Annotated in this window: 13 protein-coding genes and 4 pseudogenes; 5 read left to right on the forward strand and 12 right to left on the reverse strand. The window is 67.7% G+C overall.

Features of this window, described 5'->3' with window-relative positions; translation table 11 throughout:
• Positions 1–253: 253 nt before the first annotated feature.
• The 4 genes and pseudogenes from ACIBK0_RS45925 to ACIBK0_RS45940 form a co-directional block, all read right to left on the reverse strand.
• Positions 254–451: pseudogene (locus ACIBK0_RS45925) on the reverse strand (DDE-type integrase/transposase/recombinase); the annotation flags it as partial.
• A gap of 3 nt (positions 452–454) precedes the next feature.
• Positions 455–895: a PIN domain-containing protein gene (locus ACIBK0_RS45930; protein ID WP_399094652.1), complete on the reverse strand. Its 441-nt coding sequence runs from the start codon at positions 893–895 to the stop codon at positions 455–457.
• Positions 896–1,176: 281 nt separating this feature from the next.
• Positions 1,177–1,347 (reverse strand): hypothetical protein, encoded by a 171-nt coding sequence (locus ACIBK0_RS45935; RefSeq protein ID WP_399094571.1) that lies wholly within the window; start codon positions 1,345–1,347, stop codon positions 1,177–1,179.
• Positions 1,348–1,942: 595 nt separating this feature from the next.
• Positions 1,943–2,353 (reverse strand): FHA domain-containing protein, encoded by a 411-nt coding sequence (locus ACIBK0_RS45940; RefSeq protein ID WP_399094574.1) that lies wholly within the window; start codon positions 2,351–2,353, stop codon positions 1,943–1,945.
• 849 nt (positions 2,354–3,202) lie between these two features.
• On the opposite strand from ACIBK0_RS45940, the gene ACIBK0_RS45945 reads away from it, so the two are divergent.
• From ACIBK0_RS45945 to ACIBK0_RS45960, 4 genes are read left to right on the forward strand one after another with little or no spacing between them, the layout of a single operon-like run.
• Positions 3,203–4,075 carry a hypothetical protein gene (locus ACIBK0_RS45945; protein ID WP_399094577.1) on the forward strand — a complete coding sequence of 291 codons (873 nt, stop codon included), beginning with the start codon at positions 3,203–3,205 and terminating at the stop codon, positions 4,073–4,075.
• Between the two features lie 3 nt (positions 4,076–4,078).
• Positions 4,079–7,069 carry a hypothetical protein gene (locus ACIBK0_RS45950; RefSeq protein ID WP_399094580.1) on the forward strand — a complete coding sequence of 997 codons (2,991 nt, stop codon included), beginning with the start codon at positions 4,079–4,081 and terminating at the stop codon, positions 7,067–7,069.
• Entirely contained in the window at positions 7,066–8,937 is a 1,872-nt protein-coding gene (locus tag ACIBK0_RS45955; protein WP_399094583.1) for a hypothetical protein, read from the forward strand. The genes ACIBK0_RS45950 and ACIBK0_RS45955 overlap by 4 nt, the downstream gene beginning before the upstream one ends.
• A gap of 40 nt (positions 8,938–8,977) precedes the next feature.
• Entirely contained in the window at positions 8,978–9,952 is a 975-nt protein-coding gene (locus tag ACIBK0_RS45960; RefSeq protein WP_399094586.1) for a hypothetical protein, read from the forward strand.
• Positions 9,953–10,192: 240 nt separating this feature from the next.
• Here ACIBK0_RS45960 and ACIBK0_RS45965 read toward each other — a convergent pair whose 3' ends face one another.
• Entirely contained in the window at positions 10,193–10,450 is a 258-nt protein-coding gene (locus tag ACIBK0_RS45965; RefSeq protein ID WP_399094589.1) for a hypothetical protein, read from the reverse strand.
• 11 nt (positions 10,451–10,461) lie between these two features.
• Between ACIBK0_RS45965 and ACIBK0_RS45970 the strand changes: the two genes are divergently transcribed.
• A complete protein-coding gene (locus ACIBK0_RS45970) occupies positions 10,462–11,007 on the forward strand; it encodes a GNAT family N-acetyltransferase (protein ID WP_399094592.1) in 546 nt (181 codons plus the stop codon).
• 210 nt (positions 11,008–11,217) lie between these two features.
• Here the strand turns inward: ACIBK0_RS45970 and ACIBK0_RS45975 are convergent.
• The 7 genes and pseudogenes from ACIBK0_RS45975 to ACIBK0_RS46005 form a co-directional block, all read right to left on the reverse strand.
• Positions 11,218–11,394, reverse strand: a pseudogene (locus ACIBK0_RS45975) (IS5/IS1182 family transposase); the annotation flags it as partial.
• A 413-nt stretch (positions 11,395–11,807) separates the two neighbouring features.
• Positions 11,808–12,068 (reverse strand): annotated as a pseudogene (locus ACIBK0_RS45980) (transposase domain-containing protein); the annotation flags it as partial.
• Between the two features lie 141 nt (positions 12,069–12,209).
• Positions 12,210–12,287 (reverse strand): annotated as a pseudogene (locus ACIBK0_RS45985) (transposase); the annotation flags it as partial.
• Positions 12,288–12,675: 388 nt separating this feature from the next.
• Positions 12,676–15,711, reverse strand: coding sequence for a hypothetical protein (locus ACIBK0_RS45990; RefSeq protein ID WP_399094595.1), 3,036 nt, complete (start codon positions 15,709–15,711; stop codon positions 12,676–12,678).
• Between the two features lie 836 nt (positions 15,712–16,547).
• Positions 16,548–17,918 carry a hypothetical protein gene (locus tag ACIBK0_RS45995; RefSeq protein WP_399094598.1) on the reverse strand — a complete coding sequence of 457 codons (1,371 nt, stop codon included), beginning with the start codon at positions 17,916–17,918 and terminating at the stop codon, positions 16,548–16,550.
• Between the two features lie 143 nt (positions 17,919–18,061).
• Entirely contained in the window at positions 18,062–18,277 is a 216-nt protein-coding gene (locus ACIBK0_RS46000) for a hypothetical protein (RefSeq protein ID WP_399094601.1), read from the reverse strand.
• A 145-nt stretch (positions 18,278–18,422) separates the two neighbouring features.
• Entirely contained in the window at positions 18,423–21,536 is a 3,114-nt protein-coding gene (locus tag ACIBK0_RS46005) for an NACHT domain-containing protein (protein ID WP_399094604.1), read from the reverse strand.
• Between the last annotated feature and the right edge of the window lies 1 nt (position 21,537).

Here is a 21,537-nt window from a genome sequence, read left to right on the forward strand (position 1 = left end):
CCTCAAACGCCGCCTGTCCAACGTGGTCTACCGGATCATGAAACGCGACCAACGAGACCTGCTCGCTCAGGCCGCTTGACACACAGAGGCGCTATCAGGTCACGTCCGTCCGGCGGCAGCGCTTGCTGCGTGCCCGGCCGGGCGGTCGACAGATCAACGCCAGGACACTCACGGGGTCAGTCATAAGCAAGAGTCAGACCGCCTCAGCCGGGGCTACCCGATCCTTGCGGGATCCGGTGCGAAGAGACTGACAGTCATAGCTCGAGCCGACACGGCCCATGCGGCGGCGGATGCGGTTTCGGCGGCAGACCTCGGCGAAGGCGGCCGAGGCGTATTGCCCGGCCCCGTCCGTATGGAAGACGACCCCGTGGACTTGGCCGCCGTGGGTGGCCACGGCCATCTCGATTGCGTCGGTGACGAGCTGGGTGCGCATGTGGTCGGCGATCGACCAGAATCAGACTTTTCCCTTCGACACGGCCATCAGCCGGGCCGCGTCGGCGCTGATTGTCTTGAGGCTTTCCGAGTCCGAGAGGACCGCGCGCACCTGCTCCTCGTCGACCCCGGCCGGCTCCGTGAACATCTTCACGACCTCGTCGAGGGCGGTGAGATGTATGAACCGGTCCCGGAGGCCCTCCCGGTCCTTTTTCATCAGCGGCGGGTACGCCGTCCCTTTGCCGAAGTCCTTCGTGTTCTGGCTGACGAAGTAGACCTTTTTCTCGGGGTGCTCCCGCGCGTACTGGACGGCCGGCAGCCAGATCGCGGCGTCCCGGCCTCCCGTCTTCACCTCGTCGCCGCGCTCGTTGATGACGATGGCCTTGCAGGGTGGGAGGACTTTCGCCTCCCGGTATGCCGCCTCACGCAGCGCGGTCTTGCTCGTCGGGGTCTCGTCGACGATCGTGAGCTACTGGTCCCGCCAATGCTGCTGGAAGCGCTCCAGGTCGAGTGGCGGGAGCGGGGCGACGACCCTGCCACTGTGTGGCCTGCCTGAAGCGCTCCAGGGCCTTTGTAGCTGCCTCGTACTTCTCCGGTACGGCACCGCCCGGTGTGACGCCAGTTCCTCCAGCACGACCCATGGCACAGCAACGGTTTCGACTCCTGCGGTGCGGATGGTCTTGAGGAGGTCCGAACTGACGCTGTCGAGCTTGAAGCCCCGCAGGATGTTCGTGTCCAGGATGATCAACGGTGCTCGTGTCCCTCGGCGCTACGTACGGCCCAAGAGTCCCAGGACGCGAAGAGAGGCGCACCGGAAATCCGGACGAGCAGTTCGTTCCCGGCGTACTCGCCCTTGACGACCTTGAATCGGGGGAGCGAGGCGCTGTCGACCTCGTCGTCGCCGTACGCATCCATCTCGCCAACCTTCCTTGGCAAGGGGGGCCGGCTGGCAGAACCAAGGGTGCTCCCAGCCGGCCCGGATCAACGGCGTTCGAACCAGTAGACCGCCAACGCGGCCACACCAGTCGTCGATGCCTTCACCACCAGTCGCACGAGCTCGTCGCTCGCGGTGTCCAGCAGCCGACGGGCCCGAGCTCGACTGGGGCTCAGGCGCCTGTTCTGTGGCTTCACGCCGAGCGGGGGACCGTCGAGGTGCTGGCCAGAGTTGCTTTGACGGTGGGAGCCCGTAGGCTCGTTCTCGGTAGGAATCGTGACCTCCTTCGGGGTGGCGTTTCTTGCTGTTGAAGTCGGTGGCCTCCTGTTGCGAGCAGGGGGCCGCCGCCATGTAGGCGGCGGCGCCGAAAGGCCGCCGGGAACATTGTGTCGGCTGGCGCCGACACGGAGGGGCACACGCACAGCTACGCCGAACGTGCGTGCTATCGCTGCCGGTTGGAGCTGTCTGTGCGTCACCCTCGCCCGACCAACCTATTCCCCGTGGGCGGCGAGCTTCCATGCGGAGAACAAGGAACGCCGTTGGCCAACCCCCGGTAACCCGCCGGGAACTGTGCCTTTACGCGATCAGAACCCAGATCGCTGGCCCTTTTTGCCAAGTTCGCTCGCATTCGGGATCCTGTGCCGCTGCCGACTCGGGAGGCAATCCTCTTATCGGTCTCCCCAACCAGCACATGGTGGATCCACCTTGCTTGTGGTTGGTCTCGACGATCCATTGGCTGTCGCGGTGCGGGTAGAGCCTGGCATGGCGGTCGGAGGCATGGCCATCGTCCAGCACGATCGTGGATTCGTGCGCTCGGCCCCGGCTGGCGGGGTGCCGACTGGCTGTAGGTCGTGCACTCCGACGCCGCCCGGGCACTGCATCGGCATCACCGCCGGCGTCCCGCGGGGGCAGAGCTTCCGTCGCGTGGCGGCGCGCACCAATGGTTTTCATCCGGGCAGAGGCGCTCGCCGCACCGCCTGCGCCCATCCGTCATCAGCGACGGTAGATACTCGCGGGTGACGGCCAAGGACGTTTGAGGAGTGGACGGTGATGTATGTACGGCCCGCGGCGACAGGGGCGTGGGCCCGCCCGGACCACCCGACGCCGTTGGCGAATTGGGGCCCGACGGGCCGGAACGAGTCGCACTGACCGGTGAAGCTGCAAGTGGCCCTGATCGAACCGGCCCCCGGCAGAACCGCATCGGCAGTGCGGCCGCGCGCCGTGACGCGCGCGCCCTGTCCCGGCTACGGCACTCCAACGCGTGGCTCTGGTGACCGGTGCACACCGCGTGCGGACGACCCGAGGTGTCCAGGGGAACCTGGCCGGAGATCGCGATCAGCGGCCCCGAGGCCGTCACGGTGTGGCTGTAGCCGTAGGCGGGAGGCATGCCGTCCGGGATCAGCCCGGGCGGGCCGCCGATGAGCGAGGCCGGAGCCGTAGGGCGACAGCCACGAACCGGCGCACGTGTAGGCCATGCCCTGAGGGTGCGCCGGGCCTCGCTCCACAGTGGCAGCTGCGCGCACATGGGATACGTACCGCATCTCACTGGGATGGATGTGGGGCGACTGCCCCAGAGAGCTGAATTCAAGGAACCTCCGTCGGGCGCAGATCCGCGCCTGGCTGGGACCATGGCCACCGCGCGCACACCCACGAACCCGCCACCGCCGAAAGTGCGTTCCGCCACCTAGGCCGGTGCCCCCAGCCCCGGGCATGTTGAACCCACACACTGCTTCCAGCGCACATGCCGGAGGCAGCCGTCGCGGCACTTCGGCGGGCCCGCGCCCCGGGACCTGCGTGCGCCGGCCGCGTTTCGCCCCAGGAGATTGGCGGGTCGGCATGGCCAGGATCAGCACCATCACTGACGAGGCCGGGTTCGAACGAATCAGTTCCGGATCACGTGAGATCGCAGGCCTGTACTTCTACCTCCAGCTTGACCATCTCGCCGAGTTGGCGCACCACGTCGCCCGGGACTTCTTCGCCCGGCCCCAGCTGTACACCGACACCGGCGACAAGTCGGTGCCGCCCGCGCTCGCCCGGCTGCGCTCCCGCTACGGCAGCCACGAGCGACTGCCGGACCGGGCCCAGCGCGACGGCGTGTTCCTGCCGGTGTTCGGGCAGGCCGCCGACGGCAACCAGCAGGCCGGGGCGGACTTCGTTCGCCTGCGCGACGACCTCGCCGCCGCGGCGTCGGCCTTTGCCGAGCGGGCCTACGACACCGGCGTCGCGATGCTGCGCGAGCGGGTGCGCACCAGTCACCGGCCGCTGCGCGACTACCTGCGCGGGCTGCGCGGCGACTCGCTGCGCTGGAGCGTGGAGGAGGCGCTGTCGAGCCTGCACCGCGAGTACGCCTATCCGCTGCTGCGAGCGCCCGGAGTGTGCGCGGTATTCGGCATCTCCACCCCGCCCGTCTCCGACTGGCCTTTCACCGAAGACTCCAACGCCGACAAGCTCGTCGAGGAGATCTGTTCCCGGCTCAGCAAGGAGGGTGGGCCCCGGCTGACCCGCGAGAGCGCCAGCAACCGCCAGCGGGTCGCGGTGCGCGGCGCCGAGGCCCTCGCCACCGTCGTGACGTTCAGCGAGGACTCCAGTGACGACGACCTCGACGTCCTGATCACTTGCTGCTACACCTGGGGCGCCGCCCTGCGAAGTGTCGCCGTACCGGAGCGCACCGCGACGGAGTTGTCCGAGCGTCCCGGATTCCTGGGCTGACCGATGGCCGGTGCGGATCTCTCCGAGCAGACGCCCGTCTTCGACTTCATGGTGGTGCGCGCCCCGGAGACGCCCGATGCGGCCGACTCCCGGCGCCGCTACATCCACGACGATCAGGTCGTCTCGCACGGCGGGGTGCCCGCGCGGGAGGCCGTCGACCTGACCTCGCAGGCCGCGGCCTCCGCGATCGGGCGGCTCGTGCACCAGAAGGTCGTCTGTGATCCGCCGCCCAAGGACGATGCGTACGAGGAGTTGCTGGTCGCGCTGCTCAAGGTGCTGACGCCACGGGTGCCGGTGTGTGGCGAGGCCGAGGCACGGGAACCGGACGTCTCAACGAACAACGCGGGCCCACAACCCCTCGAGTTCGGCAGCCTCGACCAACATGCGCACCTGGAGCACGACGGGGTCTTCTACCTGCTGCCCGACACCCTCGACCAGCTGACGGGCACGCCCCTGATCCAGCAGCTGCTCAAGGCGCTTGCGCTCCTTGAGGCCGAACGCGCGGCCGCCGAGCCCGACAGCCGGCGGCTGCTTCGCGGCCTGGAAGCCCTCTTCGACAACACCCCGCTGCGCAGCGTGGTCTTCCAGACGGACGGCGCCTACACCGCCACCTTCGCCCGTGCCAAGCGTGACCTCTTCGACACGCTGTACCTGCTGTTCGTGCTGCGCCGCTGGGCCGAGGTCGACCTGGAGCAGATCACCGACGGACTGTGCGCCCTGCACGTCATGGAGGCCCTCGCGGGCGAGGACAAGCAGGCCAACGCGGCCACGCTGCGGACACTCCTCGACGCGCGGCCCGTGGTGCACCCGCTGTTCACCCGGCTCTACTACTACCTGCGGCCCTTCAACCGGATCCGGCCGATCGGCATCGGCGACCTGAAGGTCGTACGCCAGTGGCTGACCGCCTACCGTCCCGGCGAGATCTCCCACGTCCACAACATCGTCAAGGGCGAGTCCAAGACCCGCGACCACCGCAGACTGGAGCGCTCCGAGGACGTGTTCAGCTACTCCGACACCCGGTCGACGGAGACCAGCACGGATGCCTCCTCCACCGAGCGCTTCGAGCTGAAGAGGGAGGCCGAGCAGGTCCTGCGCACCGAGCTGAACGTCAACGCCTCGGCGAACGCGACCCTCAGCTACGGCACCTCCAGCACACCGATGCGGATCACGGCGAGCGTCGGCGCGGGCTTCGCCTACAACCGGGCCTCCGAGGAGCACACCAAGACCTCGCAGAGTTTCGCCCGCGAGGTCGTCGCCAAGGCGGTCGGGCGGGTGGAGTCCCAGACCGCGACGAGCCGTTCGGCCACCCGGACCTTCGAGAGCGAGGAGAAGAACCAGCAGGTCTTCGACAACCGCAAAGGACCCGCGCACGTCTCGGGGATCTACCGCTGGATCGACAAGGAGTACACCGCCCAACTCTTCAACTACGGCAAGCGGTTGATGTTCGAGTTCATCGTGCCCGAGCCCGCGGCCTTCTGGGTCGAGTCGAAGCTGCGCGGCTACGAGGCCGAACTCGACGTGCCGCAGCCGCCCAAGGAGCCCGAGTACGCCGAAGTCGTCATGCCCACGGTGAAGGATCCGCTGGACCGCGCGGAGTTCCTACGGCTCGGGCAACTCTACGACCTCACCGGCCTTGACTTCCCCGAACCGCGCACGGCCACCCTGGTCAACCGCGAGAACGGGCAGGCGCGCATCGAGGAGACGGGCCTGTCGGCGGACGACCTGTGGATCACCAAGACGTACGCGGCCCGCCTGGACGGTGGCAAGGACCACCTCATCACCGGCCTGCGCCTCGCCGGGAAGGTCGAGTACCGGGATTACGACGCCGGAGCGCCGACGAAGGAGTCCGACCGTAACCTGTTCAGCCTGACCGCCAACGGCACCATGCTGCTCGACTACGACGACACAAGCAGCCTCTTCCATCCGTTCTGGCCGATGGGAGTCATCGCGGTGTCCGGCCCCCAACTCGACTCCGACGAGGTGACGTTCACCATCGGCGGTCAGGAGGTCACCTCCTGGCGGCTCACCGTCGACGCGGTCCTCACCCCGGGACCGCGCCTCCTGAGCACCTTGCGCACCCAGGTCCTCGAGCGCGTCCGCACCGCCGAGACCCAGCGCGTCAGTGCCGCCAACCGCAAGCTCGAACTCGCCTACGAGACCGAACTGGCCACCTACCGCAACCGCCTCGGCGAACTCGAGGCCGTCACCGTCGCCGAACTGCTGCGCGGCGGCTCGGACGCCGCCAACCGCCAGGTCACGGACGAGGAGATCAAGAAGCACTGCCTCACCATGATCACAAAGGAGTTCGACAGCGTGTCCACCGACGACGTCCTGTCCGGACAGGACGCGCTGGGCACCCGCGACATCGCCGCCGTCACCACCCTGTTCAAGGTGCGGCCCAAGGGCTCCACCAAGGAACAGACCACAACCACCGCGCAGTTCGAACACTACGACCGGCCCAAGACCGCCTACCCGGCCATCGACATCAAACAGACCCGCACCAAGGGCACCGTCGTGCAGTTCCTTGAGCAGGCCTTCGAGTGGGAGCGGCTCTCCTACATCTACTACCCGTACTACTGGGCAGCACAGCCGCGCTGGATTGAGCTGATGAACCGCTTCGACGACGCCGACCCCGCCTTCGCCTCGTTCCTGCGCGCCGGGATGGCCCGCGTCCTGGTCGCCGTCACCCCCGGCTACTGCGACGCGGTCCTGCACTACCTCGACTCCCGCCAGCCATGGGGCTGCCGAGGCCGGGCCCCGGTCATCGGCGACAAGCTGTTCATCCCGCTGCACGAGGAGATCCGCAAACAGCAAGACGACCTGTACGGAGGCACACCCGAGGGCGAGCCGTGGACCTTCACCGTCCCGACGAGCCTGGTCTATCTGCACGGCAGCGCCGACAAGCTGCCCGACATCGCCGCGGAGCGTGCCCGGGCCAAGGCCGTCGCCGAAGCGGCGAAAACATCGGGCAAGAACGGCGGCGGCAAGCCGTGACCGTCGTGTTCACCCTCAACCCACCACGGCGCACCGGCCCGCCGAGCCCCGTACAGGACGCCCTGCCCGGAGCGCCGCCCGCCGGCGATCCGTACCACGAGCAGCTGCGACTGGCGTACGTACGCCGGATCACCGTCTACCACGCGGAGCGGGAGGGGTTGCGCAGGGGCGGCTCCGCGGCGGCCCAGTGCGGCCTGCGGGCCGACGAGTTCCCCACCCTGACCGTCCCCGCCCCCGTCGACGAGCAGGTGGTGTTGAGCCCCGCGCTCTTCCCTCAGCTGTTCGACCTGTACCTGTTGCACGGCTGGCCGGCCGTCACCGCCGCCGAGGCCGCGTTCCCCAACAGCGCGCTGCCGGTCACGGGCGACCTGCCCGGCGGCACCGCCGAGCCCACGGTGTGGACCGTTGCCCGGTCGTTCTTCGCCTTCACCCGCGACCTCCTGGGGATGGCGGTGCGCCACGAGCTGATTGCCCTCGAGGACCTGGCGGCCTCGTACACCGCACGCGGCCTCGCATACAGCAAGGAGCAACTGACCAATGCCATCACGGCACTTGACGTGATCGAGACAGAGATCCCCGCAACCAAGACGGCCGGGCCGGGCGGCATGATGCCGATCCCGGTCGGCCCGGGAGTCTATTACCGCTTCGGCAAGGACGAGTTGGGCGCCACGGTGTACAAGGAGCTGATGGCCTATATCGCGTGGCGCGACGAGTACGAGGCCGCTGTGGGCTATCTCGATTGGCTGGGCGAGGCCATCATGACCAACACCTCGCAGGCCTTCAGCCGGCCCGGCCCGGTCCATCTCTACCCGGATCAGGAGACCACCGCTCTCTATGCAGAGCAGGCCACCACCCGTGCCGACGTGGCCCTCTTGGCCGACCGCGTGGCCAAGGCCAAGGCGGACCTGGAGAAGACCTGCCCGCTCGCCTTTCTCGTCACCGGCACGCTCGCCGCCACGGACAACTACCGTCAGATGGAGACGCAGCTGGGCCGCATCCTGTGGACCCTCAAGCGGTCCGCAGACGGCCTGACCGCGACTGCGATCAGCGGGAAGCTGCCGAGCGCACTCCCCGCCTGCGAGCCGCGGGACAGCGAGCCGGTGCGCCGTGCGCGCCTGGGCATCTCCGCTCCCGGACACAAGGCCGACGACAAGGCGCCTGCGCGCCCGCTCGACGACGACACGAGCTGGCAGCCCTACCTCGCCTCCGGCCCCGAGTGGACGCTCATCGACACGGCGGCGCAGCGACTCGACGACGACGCGGGCTGGTTGCCCCTCGTCCACGAGCAGGTGTGGCACAAGCTGCTCACCGGCTCCGAGATCCCGCGGCAGAGCTTCACCTACTTCGTGGCGTTCCACTACCGCGTCGCCCTCATTCGTCACCAGGCGCAGGCCGCGACCAACCGCCAGCTGTGGGACGTGTTCTGGGCGGCGCTGGAAAAGGCGGGGGCCGTGCTCTCCCTCGCCGCCCTGGCGGGGCCGCTCGCCCCCACTGTCGCAGCCGTCGGAGTCCTGACGTCGGTCGCGCTCACCGCGCACTCCGTGAAGTCGGTACTCGACCAGATGACCGCCCTGGACACGTCCCTCGCCACCGCGCTCGCCAGCGGCAGATCGACCCTGGCCACCGACGCCCAGGCGAACGTCGGGGCCGTGGCCCTGCTGCGCGCGGAATTCCTCGAGGACGCCGCTCAGCAGTTCCTTCTCGACGCAGTCCTCCAGCACGCCGGCGAGTTGCCCAAACTAAAGGTCCTCGTCCTGATGTACGGCCACTACCAGGACGTACGTACTCTATTGGAGCCGTTCGATGACGCCGAAGAAACGCCGGGGGACGAAGACTTCGACGAAGACGAAGAGACTTCCGGGGAGTAAGGGCGCCAAGAAGCCCAAGAAGCAGGGCAACCTTCAGCGCATGGCAGGCAGGGCGGGCAGGACGACTGCCCAGGAGCTCAAGGAACTCCGTATCCGGCTCAAGGAGTCGGACGCACCGAGACACAGCGACCCCAAGGAGACGCCCGGCAGCCCCGGCTCCGTCCTGCGCCGTATCCGCGCCATGGGGTACGCGTCGGCCCCAGAACGCAAGGCCCTGCACGAAGCACTCGCACCGATCGTGGCCGAACACGGCGGTCCCAAGGCGCTCGGCATGGCCTCCATGGACCAGCTCGTCGACCGCGTCATCGCCTTCGCCGAGCACGTGGGCTACGGCGAGTTCTCCCTGCACCAGCTCCTCAACAGTAAGGGCGGCACTTACCACCTGTTCCGCGGCTACCTCTGGGAGTTGATCGCCCCGCACAACCCCGAACTGCGTGAGCGAGCCCGGCTCGCCTCCGCACTCACGGTCGGCGCCGTCAATGCCGCGCTGAGCAGAGGAACGGCCGAGCTGACGAACGGAGGTGGTCAACCGGTGTTCCTGCGCGGACAGTTCGGGGAGGCGACGGAGGCCGTCCACGTGGAACGGGAGGTCGCCCCGAACCAATGGAAGCTGTTCCGCGACCGCATCACCGTCTCTGAGTTCACACCCGAGCACGGTCACGCGCCGGGCCAGGAGCTGTTCCTGTGGCCCAGTGAGACGGAACTGAAGGTCTCAGAGACCGGCGGCGCGAGCCAGGTCGCGGCCGGAGCACCCCGCACCGAAGCCTCGCTGAAGCTGCGCTGGGTCGACGAGACGACCGGCAAGACGAAGACGATCACCCGCGACCAACTCATCAGGGACCCCGCCCAGCTCACCCGTCAACTGTTGATCCCCAAACTGGACGACGTGGCCGTGGGACATGACGTCCGCCTCGGGCACGGCACCTACAAGGGCCATGGGGAGGACTACATTCACGTTGAGGTGGACGCCAGCGGCAGACTCATCGACGCGATCGCGCGGAGTCTGATGCGGTGAGCCACGTCTGCGACCGGCCGCTGGTCACGGGGGTCCACGGCGGCCCCGAACGCGGGGGCGTCCTTGCACATCGAGCGCACCGCCGTCGCGTCAAACTCGTATGCCCGCAGCGGGGACATCGCCTCCATGCCCGGCTGCCGGTGCAGGGCGGGAGTCCTTTCGGAAGGTAACTTCCATCTCCAGCTCGCGGTTGCGTCGCTCGAGTTCCTTCAGGCGCGCCTGGCCATCTACCTGGCCGGACTACATATCGCTGGCATTGTTCGTGATGGCTTGCCAGCGTCGCTCGAAGTCGTCGGCCTGCTTGGCTATGTCCTCGGCGGTAATGGGTCTGTTGTATTGGGCGGTGATACCCCGATGGGTGCAGTCCTGAGCCACGCTCTCGGCAGAGGGGCTTTCCGCGCCCGTCCGGTGGTCGGCCCAGACGTGGTACATGCGGAAAGGCAGGAAGTACCGGCGCAGCGTGGACGGGCTGACCGGGTTGCCGCCGCGGCCGGTCACGCCATCGAGCGGTGTCCATCGAGGCGCCGCAGGGCCTGCTGCTCCACGACCTGTTGACCAAGGAGGGCTGGGGTGTCGACGAGCCGTGGACGCCGCTCTTCCGCGACCTCGCCGAAGTGGTGGAGGACCCCGGCGCGTGGATCAAGGCGATCGGCCTGGAGCAGGCACAGGACTTCGCCGACGTCCTGCGGTCCGCGTTCAACACCACGAGGCCCACGCGCGAGTACCGGCACGAGATGTCCGCGGGACCGTTCTACGCCGACGCCCGATGCCTGGGTGCTTACGACGACCAGGGCAACCCCGCGGCGGTGGTGACGGTCTGGTCGGCCGGCCCGGGGAAGCCGGGACTGGTCGAGCCGATGGGCGTCCATGCGGACAACCGCGGCCGCGGCTATGGCCGGGCGATCACCGTCGCCGGGGCGGCCGCACTGCGGGAGATGGGTTTGTCGAGCGTGCGCGTGTGCACGCCGAGCTCTAACGTCGGCGGCGTCGCGACGTACAAGGCGGCAGGGTTCGCGGCGAGGCAGGAGATCGCCGACCGGATCCGGAAGGTTTGACGTCGGGGTCTCTGGACTCGTACGGCGGGCGTGCGCGGCAGAGCCTCGTGCGGCCGCCGTACGATGTGCTCTGCTCTCGACTCGATCGAACATCCGCTGCTCCAACTCCGAGGGAGTCCGGCCGACGAGGGCGGTTCCATCCGTCATCCGCATAGCGCATACCACGACGTGCTGAGGCTTTTCCAACCTCAGTTTGAGCACGTCAGGTGCGACGGCCTGCACGAGTGCGGTGATGCGGGTGGTGCTGCATCGCAGCTTCCGCAGTAGGCGCCAGCCCTTGAGGGTGGCCATGGCTTGTTCGCCCAGGGCGCGGATGCGGGCGCGTGCGGAGTTGACCGCCCGTTGCCCGGCGGGCAGCTGGGACCAGCGGCCGCGGAAGGGCACCCTGAACTGCGATGTCTGCGAGCAGTTCGTTGCTGTCGAAGGCGCGGTCCGTCCGCCAGGAGGAGCATGTCCGGGGTCAGGTGGCCGACCAAGTCGTGGGCGTAGTCGGCCTCGCCCTTGGAGGCGGGGCCGAAGACCGCTGCGATCAGGCCGCGGGTGCCTGTTTCGCACAGGGTCATGAGCATCAGCCGGGGGTAGCCGGTCGGGCCGTAGCGGCGTTCGGTGCGGCCGAGCCAGGACCGGTTGCGCTCGTGGTCGGGGACGGACAGGCTCCCGCAGCCGTCGAAGGCGACCGTGCGCCAGCGGCGGTAGCGCACTCCAGGCGTGGACGGCTGGGCCAGCGGACCGGCCAGCACGTCGAACAGCCGCTTGAGCGGGGCCACCCCGGCCCGCCGTCGCAGATCGCGAAGTGCCTTCTCCGACGGCTGCGGCACCCGGGCGGCCAGTCCGGCTGCGAGTTTGCCCCATAGCAGCCCGGCGCCCAGATGCTCGAACAGCCCAAGCGCGAGCACGAAGTACACCCCGACGCGAGAGGGGAGGCTCCGAAGTCGTCGCTCGCGCGCCCCGCTCTCGTCCAGTACCGCATCGACCAACTCGGGTGGGATGACCTGGGTTAACTCACCGATGTGACCGGGCGCGAACACGTCACCGGTTCCGCCCGTGACAAAGTGGGCCACTGAGCCTCTGCTTTCTCAGGAAGATCTTGGTCGTCCCCTGGATAGCAGAGGCCCCTCTCGTGCCTCACCCACCCTTGACACCGCCGCCAAGCGCTTAACTTCGTGGCATTGATCGAGCATCGCGCGGTGGCAGTACGCCTCCGGCCGACCACCTCGGCCGCGCATCCAGCCCGGCACCGGCAGCAGCGGCCGGATGGCCGCCCACTCCGCATCCGTCATGTCCGACGGATATCGGCGCTGCCGCTGGGGCCGGTCAGCCGCGTTGCCGTACACGTGCGCGACGCAATCACACGACAGAGCAGCCGAGTTGGACTGCCCGGCCATCGACACGGAAGACTGCAGCACAGGGGCCTCCTGATGCTCTATGGATTCGACACCCACGAGCTGTTCAGGGGCCCCGCTTTCATGCTCTCGCCACGGCAGGATCACCCAACCGGGAACCCGCGTTCGACCGCCATCGCTCAAGATCGGAAAGACAACGGCTTCTGAGCCGGATGCGCTGAGCACGTCCGGTTTTGAGGGGGCCGGAGATCAGCAATGGTCTCCGGCTACCCGACCACAGCACCTCGGGCTCCGGCGCCGGGTCAAGAGACCGCAGGCCCGCCGATTAGTCGCCCACCGCGGCCTGTGGCAAGGCCGGAAGGCGCCAGGGCTTGGCCGTCGTCCCGTCGGGCTGGATTCCGTACGTCCGCAGGTGGTCGGCTTCGGGCTGCCCTCCAGCAGCCGCAAGACGGTCCGCAAGGAGGTCCAAGCCGGGCGGATCCGTGGTCCAGCTCTCCGATTCGCCCGGCCCGCGGAGCAGTTCGCGGCGGATGAGGGCTTCGGCCTGACCGGCATCTCCTGCTCGTTCGAGGACGGCAATGCTCTCCTCGAGGGCCGCCGGGTTACCAGCGTCCACCATGTCCCGCCAGACATCGAGTGCTTCGTCCGTGCGCCTTTGACGTTCCAGGAGCGCGGCAAGGCGCTGTAGAAGGGGCCAGTGGCGGCTGGTCAGCACGGCCCGGAGTGTGGCCACGGCATCCTCGAGCCGCCCGGACAACTCGGCTTCGGCCGCCTCTGCCATGGCCACCTCCAATGGGTCGTGTGCTTTGTCGAGTGGGAAGACGAACGACATGCCCCTCCGACCGACAAACACATTCGACGATCGTTGCTCAGTGGTAGTGGTCATCGCTGTGACACCGGATTCAGCTGATTCATCTGGTGCATCCCAGGTGCGGACCGCGTCGAGCCACTCGCGCGCGCTCTCATCACCTGCTGCTGCCAGCGGAGCGAACAGAGCATGGATCCGATCAGTCCTGCCGGCTCTGTGGAGGAGGTGGATCAGGTCACGCCGGCAACGGCGTTCGTCGTCACGAGCCAGGGGCCAAAGGACCTCCTCGGCCTCCTTGTCCCGCCCATGCTTGGCCAGGAGATCGGCCAACAGCCGCGCCGCGTCTGACCACTTCCCGGCCTTGAGACGGATCCAGGCTTCAGCCTCTTCCCAACGCTCGTTCTCGAACAGCAGCCAATACACCGAGAAGAAGGCCCGCACGTTCCCCTCCGCCCAGGCGCTGCGCTGCCACCGCAGGGCCTCCTCCACGTCTCCCTTTTCCTGCGCGATGAGCCCCATGGCGACCATCCCGTCAATGCTTCCTGCCACCGCGGCTACGGTCATGCAGCGGGTGGCGTCGTCGCGCAGCCCACGCTCGAGCAGGAAGTGGCCCAGGGCGCCATAGTCGTCGGGGTCGTCTGTTTGCTGGGCGCAGCGGTGCAGAAACAGGGCCGCATGCTTGTACAAGGCCCGGTTTTGAGCACTCTCTGCCAGCGCACGCAGGGCTTGCGGGGCCCTTTCATGGGTGAGTGACGAGTCCCAGAATGAGGCCGGGGCCGTGAACCGCTCGCGAGCGGCCGTCTGTTCCAGGTAGTCGGCGAGGTCGTAGACATCGGGGAGGGCTCCCATGCCGGTGGCACTGGAAACCGGCTTCAAGGCCGAGGCGACCTGCATGACGGGGCGCAGCGCATAGGCGAGGGCCTGCTCGAACCAGCGGTCTGCGTCGGCCTGCGCACGTTGGGTTGCCGAAAGATACCCTGGCACGGCATCCCGGAGCAGGGCCGCGCCGAGTGGCAGGCGATGACCGAAGCGCCGGGCGTCGATCGCCGCGGTGATCAGCGCTTGGCCGTAGGGGTTGGTGGCGTGACGCCAGTAGTCGAGCAGATCGGGTCCGGCGGCCAGTGTCTGACAGACCGCTCCAGGCTCATGAGCGGTGGCCACTGCCATAGCCAGGGACGCGTCGCGGAGGGCTTCCCGGCGCAAGGCAGACAGGGCCTCGCCGCTAAATTCGTTCGGCACCTGCACGAGTCGGGCCCGTTGCAGCAGGCTGCGGGCCTGTCGATGGGGATCAGGTGTATCGGGCAAGGGCGTTTCGGTGAGCGTGCGGTGGGGGCCGGGCCAGATCGTGGCGAGGATGATGGCAGGTCCAGCGCCGTCGAGAAGGTCGTGCAGGTCGGTGGCGATGCCCTCCCCCTCTTCACCCTCCAGAAGGTGGTGGATGTCGTCGAGCCACAGCACCGTGCGGGGAGCCAGGCGCTCCTGGGACAGCAGTGCCCTCAGGTCCTCAGCTGTCCGTGGCTGGACGAGCTGCCATCCTGACAGCCTCGCCTTGGCGGCCTCGTAGGCGGAGCGGGTTTTCCCCGTGCAGGAACCACCACGCAGGAGAACCAGCCCCCCTCCCGTGCCGCCGGTGATCTCGGTGAGGTGTCTGCGTGTCTCGTCGTCGTGCGGGCGGGGCACGAAAACCGGAAGCACATACGTGCCTGCTCCGGGTTGATCGCCCTCGCTGCCGCTGATGGCCGGGTGAACACCGAGACGGTCCGGGGTGTACACCTCGACGGGTAGTGCTTCGCAGCGGGCCGTCGCGGCCACGGTCTGCGAGGCGCCAATGGGAGTCGGCGGGTCGGCGTCGGCGGCGGCCCTCAGCAGTCGCTTCAGCGTCGTATAGGAACGATGCCGGACCGAGTCGGGACGCACGATGGTGAAGTGGTCACCTGTCAGGACCCCGGCGTCGGGGAAAACGCTGCGGGCCGACGCCGGCGTGACCACGTTGTCGGTCTCTCCCGCGTAGACCGAAAACGGGATAGGACAGGTCCGGTCGGTGGTCTCGGCGGCGTTGACGATGTCGCGCATCACGGCACGATGGGTGTCGGTGATCTGCTCGTCAAGGGGACGCAACTGGCGCTCCTGGGGATTTCCCCGCAGTGTCCAGCGGCGAAGTGTCAGCCCCAGCTGGGAGCCGTTGTTCGGGCAGGCGAACAGCACCACTCGACGGATCCGCTCCAACTCCCGACCGCGGCCCTCCGCAAGCATCCGTACGAGGTAGCGCTGGACGGTCAGCCCACCCTGACTGTGGGAAACCAGAACCAACCGGTTGAAACCCTCGGCCTCGGTGTTCATGAACTCTTTGAGGCTGTCGGCCACGGTGTCAAACGTGGGGATCCGTCGCAGTGGGCCGGGCTCCACCAACTTGGTCGCGTACTGAAAGCGCATCTGGGTCATGCCCACGAGATCGGTATCGGTGGACAGGAGATCTGCGAACGCGTCCCACATGGCGGGCGAAGACTTGAACCCATGGACGAAAACCACGCCGAGCACGTCACGTTCTTCCATCGGGCTCCTGCCAACCGTGCCACCTGTGCCGGGTGAACCACGGTACTGAATCCACGGCCTGGACGGCAGTCTTCGCTCGCCTGCGATGCCCGTGCATGGTCCTCAAGGCGCGGCTCGACCGTGTGGCGCGTCGGCGATCAGGCGGTTCGCCGAATTGCTCGGTGCGCTGGTGGGGCAGTCAGTCGATGAGGGGCGAAGACCACAAGGGCCCTTGTCGTACGGGACGGCATCACGCGTCTGGCCAGTGCGTGGGCCGTCCTTGCCGGCTCGGGCGCCGAGGCTGCAGATGCTGCCCGACCTGATGGTGGAGTCGCTGTTCGGAAGGATTTCGGGAAAGACCGGCTCGCCGTCTTTGGTGGTACCCACCACCTGAGGATCGACGACGAGACGCGCGGCTGCCCGCCGTCGGGCCCCGGCCATGCCCGCGACGCCGAGTGGACCGTCGTGCGCGTACTGGGCAGCGGTGCGCGGCATACGCGACGAGATCGGCCGCCTGCAGCAGCGGAATCTGCCTGGCCGGAACGAGCAGAGGGTCCCCTTGGACGTGCCGTCGGTCGGCGGGCAGCCGACGATGAGCTGCCCGCAGGACCCGCTCCGTGCCACCTACCGTGTCCCACACGCCAATGAAGGCGATCCCCGTCTCGTGCGTTCCTCGAGGGCGGTGGTGCACAGGCCTGGCAGCCGGGGATCGGGGCGGTTGCGGGCTGCGTTGGCCGCTGCGCTGTGTGCGGGGTGCCGTTATCCGGTGCCGCTGGATCTAACCAGCTGGAACGGTGCTGCAACGCTGCTTGGTCCACCGGGAGAGACAGCGCATCGACAACCCCACGTGATCGTCATCAAGATCGCGTGCCCGTGGTTAGGGGGGTGGGTGGGCCAGCTTCGGCGATGGCGCCGGCCCATCCGAGCATGGCGCGGGATTCCAGGCCGTCGTCGTCTTGGTTGAGGGCGTGTGTGCAGGGGTGGCCGGTGTGTTGGAGGGAGGCGTTGATCCATGGAAAGGCTGGCCACCATGGGGTCTTGTCGTCCCTGGCTCCGCTTGTCACCCAGAGGGTGACCAGTTCCCGGTCGCTTTCCGTCATCAGGTCCAGGAGGCCGGCGTGGCGGATGGGCTGTCGGGTTTCGACGATGGTGGTGCCGTCGCAGTCTTTCTCGTCGCGCTCGGGGCCGTGTGGGTTCGCATCGACCTCGACCTGGTCGGCGCGGGCCACGGCGACGTCGGTGGTGATACGCAGGAGGTTGAATCGGCTTCGGGGAGCGTGCGCGAGCACGGTTGTTTGGGTTTTTTCGCCGGGGCCGAGCCATGCGTGGTCCCAGACGACGGTGCCGACCTGGATCTGATGTGGGTCGGGGTAGGTCGCGTAGGTGTTGTAGCGGGCGACTGGGCCGTAGTTTTTGCGCACCGCATCGGTCATAGTGGTGGTGTGGGGGTGGCGGCGGACGCCGTCGGCGGTGACGACGCTGCCGGTGATCTCGTACATGGACACCAGGACCGTGACCGGAGTGTCCCCGGAGTTCTCCAGTGTGATGGTCGCTGTGATCTCCAACTGGCCGCCGTAATTGCGTACTTGCTTGATTTCATTCTCGGCCGACACGACAGGCGCGGAGGCATACGGCTTGTAGCGCACGGCATACCAGAACTGAGGGAGAGCGAGGCTTGCGGCCAGGAGCGTTCCGACGGCCCCCAGTGCACCAGCGGACATCGTGGCCCGGGCGGACAACGACTGGTGTGGGTCCGAATCGCCGTCGGGTTGAGGGACGGGACGGGCATGGCGCGCTTGCCGGACATCCCCCCAGGCCAGGAATGCCGCGATCAGCATCGTCGCAGACACACTGACCAGCACAAGGGTCAGGCGGATCTGCCAGACGAAGTTCGACTGGATGCGGGAGAGCAGCCACAGGTTCGTCAGTAGTGCTGAGATGTCGGCGGTCGCGAGCAGGAAGATCCGTGGGCGCAGGGTGGCATGCTCGGAAAACGACGCAGCGCACCCCAGCACGGTGACGAGAGCGAGGCAACCGAGCACCGCTCCGTCCATACGAATGCTCAGGTCGTCCCCGGTGAGCAGATCCACCCCGGCTACGGCCCCCACCACCAGCGCGTAGATGAGCAGAACCCACCGAAGCGCGGACCTGAGACGCCCCCTTGCTGCGGGCTCTGGCGACGGGCTGGTGGAGTCGTCTGTAAGCCTGGAACCGTTGTCGTCAGCCATTGCCCGCCTCCCCGTGCGTGCCTGATGGTGGATCCTAGGGAAACAAGCTCGGGACCGGGAGAGCGCGGAGAAGCTTCGGCGCGAGACTTTCCCCGGCTTTCGCGCCGGGGCGTGCGGTGGTGCGTACGGTCTCCGCGTAGTGCTCAAGGTTTCCGACCCGCCCGACGATCGCCTCCAGCGCAGTGGGGAGCGTCCGGAGCGGGGGCCTCCCGTACCTCGGCCACCGCGCTCTCGTTGCCCGATGTCCCGATCGCGTTGAACTTGCAGGTCAACTCGGCGTGGGACCACAGCAGGAGCGTGATCGCCCACACCTCTTCCAGCGCAGCCTGTGCCGACTCGTCCTCGACCGCAACGGCCATGAACCGATCGAGGCGCTCCTGGGACGGCGCGTGATCCCCGTCGTCCGTTGGTCTGGGCCTCGCACGTTCCTTCGGACCCTAGGCGAGGGTTGCCTTGCTTTCGGAGCCGCCCGCCCTTTCGTTTTGTGGTGCTGTGCGGCGTGGTTCACAGCACGCTGTCGGTCCTCTTGATGAGTGGAGGACGGGGGAAGAGCGCCAGGACATGGTCCGGTACATCGGGCACGTCCGGGGCCAGGTGAATGGTGACCGTACGTACCCCGGGAAAGAGGGTAGGAGCTCTCGAGAGGTCCTCGTTCCCGGTGAACTTGTTGAGGCGGAGTCGGGTGATGCCCGGCAGGACAGGGCCAGCCTCCCAACCTGTCGCATTCCAGTTGACTCGCAATTCCTCCAGGGCGGGCAGTTGAGCGACTTCCTCGAACTCGGCCGAGGTGAGCCTCGAAGGAAGGTTGGCAAGGCTCAGCCTCTTCAAGGAGTGCAGATGGCGTAGCCCACGAAGACTGGTGGACTCAAGCGCGTTTCTGGTGAACCGCAGGTACTCCAGTAGCAGTTCTCTGGGAAGAGCGGTGGTCAGGGAGTCCGCGTGCAGGGGAATGCCAAGGTCGAGCGAGTGGACAGTGGCCGAGACCTGGGCCAGGGCGTCAGGTCGTGCCAAGCCAGGCATGTCGTTGAGCGACAACCAGGTGAGTGGCAGGTCGGAGAGTGGGGTCAGATCGTCGATGTCCGGACTGAAGCCGCTGAGATCCAGGCGTGTGAGACCTTCCTGGTCCGACAGGAAGTGCAGATCCCGTAGGAGAGGGTTGTCCCGTACGACGAGTTCGCGTAATTGGCCAGGTTGGAGGGCGGAACGGATGTCATCCGACGCAATGCCTCCAACGATCTGCAGCCTGGACGGGCCGCCCAAATCCCGCAAGGCACGCAGCTCGGCGGGCGAATGAGCGCTGAAGTACAGGTCGTCCGGCCGTAGATGGGCGATGACCTCCTCCGCGTACTGCTCAGTGTCGAATCGGTGCCAAGTCCAGGTGAGTTGAGACCGCACGGACAGGGACGGGTGCGTGCGGAAGCGGGCCAGGACAGGAATCGCCGCGTCAGTGCCAATCAGGGAAGCCGTGATGACGACGGCCCTGGCCTCGGCGTCGGTGAGGCCCTCGGGGCCGGGCAGGAGCTCCAGGACGAGTGGGCCAGCTTCGGCGAGGGCACGAGCTTCGGCAGTCGTACGCGGAGGGATGAGGGATGCAGCGACCCCCTCCACCGTCGCTCGTACGTGGGGGCTGACCACCGCAGCCTGTTCCAGCGAGGCGAGGGCAAGGAGCCGTACGCGCGTACTGGCCGGCTCCTCGAGTCGCCCGGCCGACGCGCTCAGGCCGCCAAGCAGTTCGGCTCGTTCACTTGGACGCGCATGGGCGACGGCCATGCGGACGACATCCCCCCACTGCTCGTTGACGGCATTGCGTACGAGTAGCCCGAAGTCACCGTCCTCGACGGCCGCCCTGGCCCCCAGATAGTCCTGGAAGGTGCGATGGACGAAGCTGATGGTGCCAGCGGTGGGCTCGCGCAGCAGACCACTGCGCTCCAGGAGGTGGCGCAGGATCTGGCCGGCGCTGGCCTGTGCCGCGGTGGCAGGCATGGATGGCAGCACCCTGGAGATGACGTATTCGGCTCGCTCGCGGTCTATCTCGACACGGTCATTTCGGATGAGCCAGTAGGCGAGGTACTGGAGAAGCTGGATCTGGGGCGGTTCCGTGAGGTGAATACCGTGGGCTTGGACGAAGACGCCTCGTTCAACATCACGGCGTGAGACGAGCAGGGAGAGGGCAGCGTCATACAGCTCCTGCCTCCCATGGGGGAGAAAGCCGCGCCGGTCGCGATGGAGGGCGCAGATGAGCCCGCACATCAGGGGATTGGTGGCGAGTCGACCCAGGTCGGCCCTGGCCTGTACGGCTGCCAGGAGGGAGCGTTCGTAGTTATCGATGCGGTCGGTGTCCGGGGCATCAAGGCGCGCCGCAGTATGCCAACGTCGGATGAACGCGGTCACGTCGGCGCGGTCCAGCGGAGAGAGTGTGAGTTCAGTGAAGCCGTCCGACGAGAGCCAGTCCTGGCGTACGGCGGAGGGGCGGGAGGTCACGAGCCACTCGTTGCCGGGGTAGGCGCGGCAGAGATCGCGGAGCCAGCGGCGGGCCCGTTCGCGTTCCGGCTCGGGGATCTCGTCGATGCCGTCGACGAGAAGGAGGCCGCGGTTGGTGGTCAGGACCCGGCTGGCCCAGCCGTCGGGCTGAGTGGTGTGGAACGGCACGGCGACGGAGGAAAGGAACTTGTCAGGAGTCGGGAATCCGTCCGGGTGGCGAATCAGCGTGCGGAGGGGGAGGACGAACGGGACGTGGTCCCCGCGCCGGCCGCGGGCGGCGCTGACGGCCAGCCACTGCACGAGTGTGGTCTTCCCGGAGCCGGCGTCGCCACGCAGCAGCACCGAACCGTGCTCGGCGAGGGCTTGTTCGGCGGGTATCGAGGGACCGGACGAGGCAATACCGGGAGTGAACTCCTCGTCCGCGGTGGGACGCACAGCCTGGAGGTCGAAGTAGACGGCGTCGAGGAGCCAGCGGTCGGGTGAGTCGACGAGATCGATTCCATGAATTGTGAGATGCGAGTGCCGCGCGGCGACGTAGGCGCGGTAGCGGTGCTCGAAGTCGCCGTCTCGGGCCTCTGGGCGAGGAGACCGAGCCACCAGCTCGTCGAGCTTGGCGATGAGCTCGGCTTGTCCGCGACTCTGCTCCACGAGCGTGCGGGCGACGAATGTCGAGCGCTGCGTGAGGAAGTGCAGAATGTGCAGGCAGGCGGTGTTGAGCATCCGCTCGTAGAAGTGGGTCGCGTCGGTGGAGAGGTCGCGTTCCGGATGACCACTGGCGGAACGCAGATTGAGAGCAAGGGCCCCGTGGCCGAGGCTCACCGCGTCGACGTCGGTCATGGCGAGGTCGCCCAGGGCATGGAGCGTCCTGGCGAGGGCGTGGACGACCGCCGCCTCCTCCTCGGCCGAGGCAAGGGGCGCCTCGCCGGTCTTCACGGCGCGCCGAACCAGCTCGGCGGCGAGCTTCTCGAGATCGTTGTCGCTCAGGGCGCGGTTCTCACCCTTGAAGGACACGACGCCCGAGATCTGTACGGGTCCGTCGACGAGCCCAGCTCCCGGACGGTCGGCCACGAACAGCTTCTTCACGAGCGGAGTCACCACGCTCGACGCCAACTTGACACCCAGGGTCGTCGGGTCCATG

Source organism: Streptomyces sp. NPDC050564, from assembly GCF_044457265.1.
In the GTDB taxonomy this organism is placed as follows: domain Bacteria; phylum Actinomycetota; class Actinomycetes; order Streptomycetales; family Streptomycetaceae; genus Streptomyces.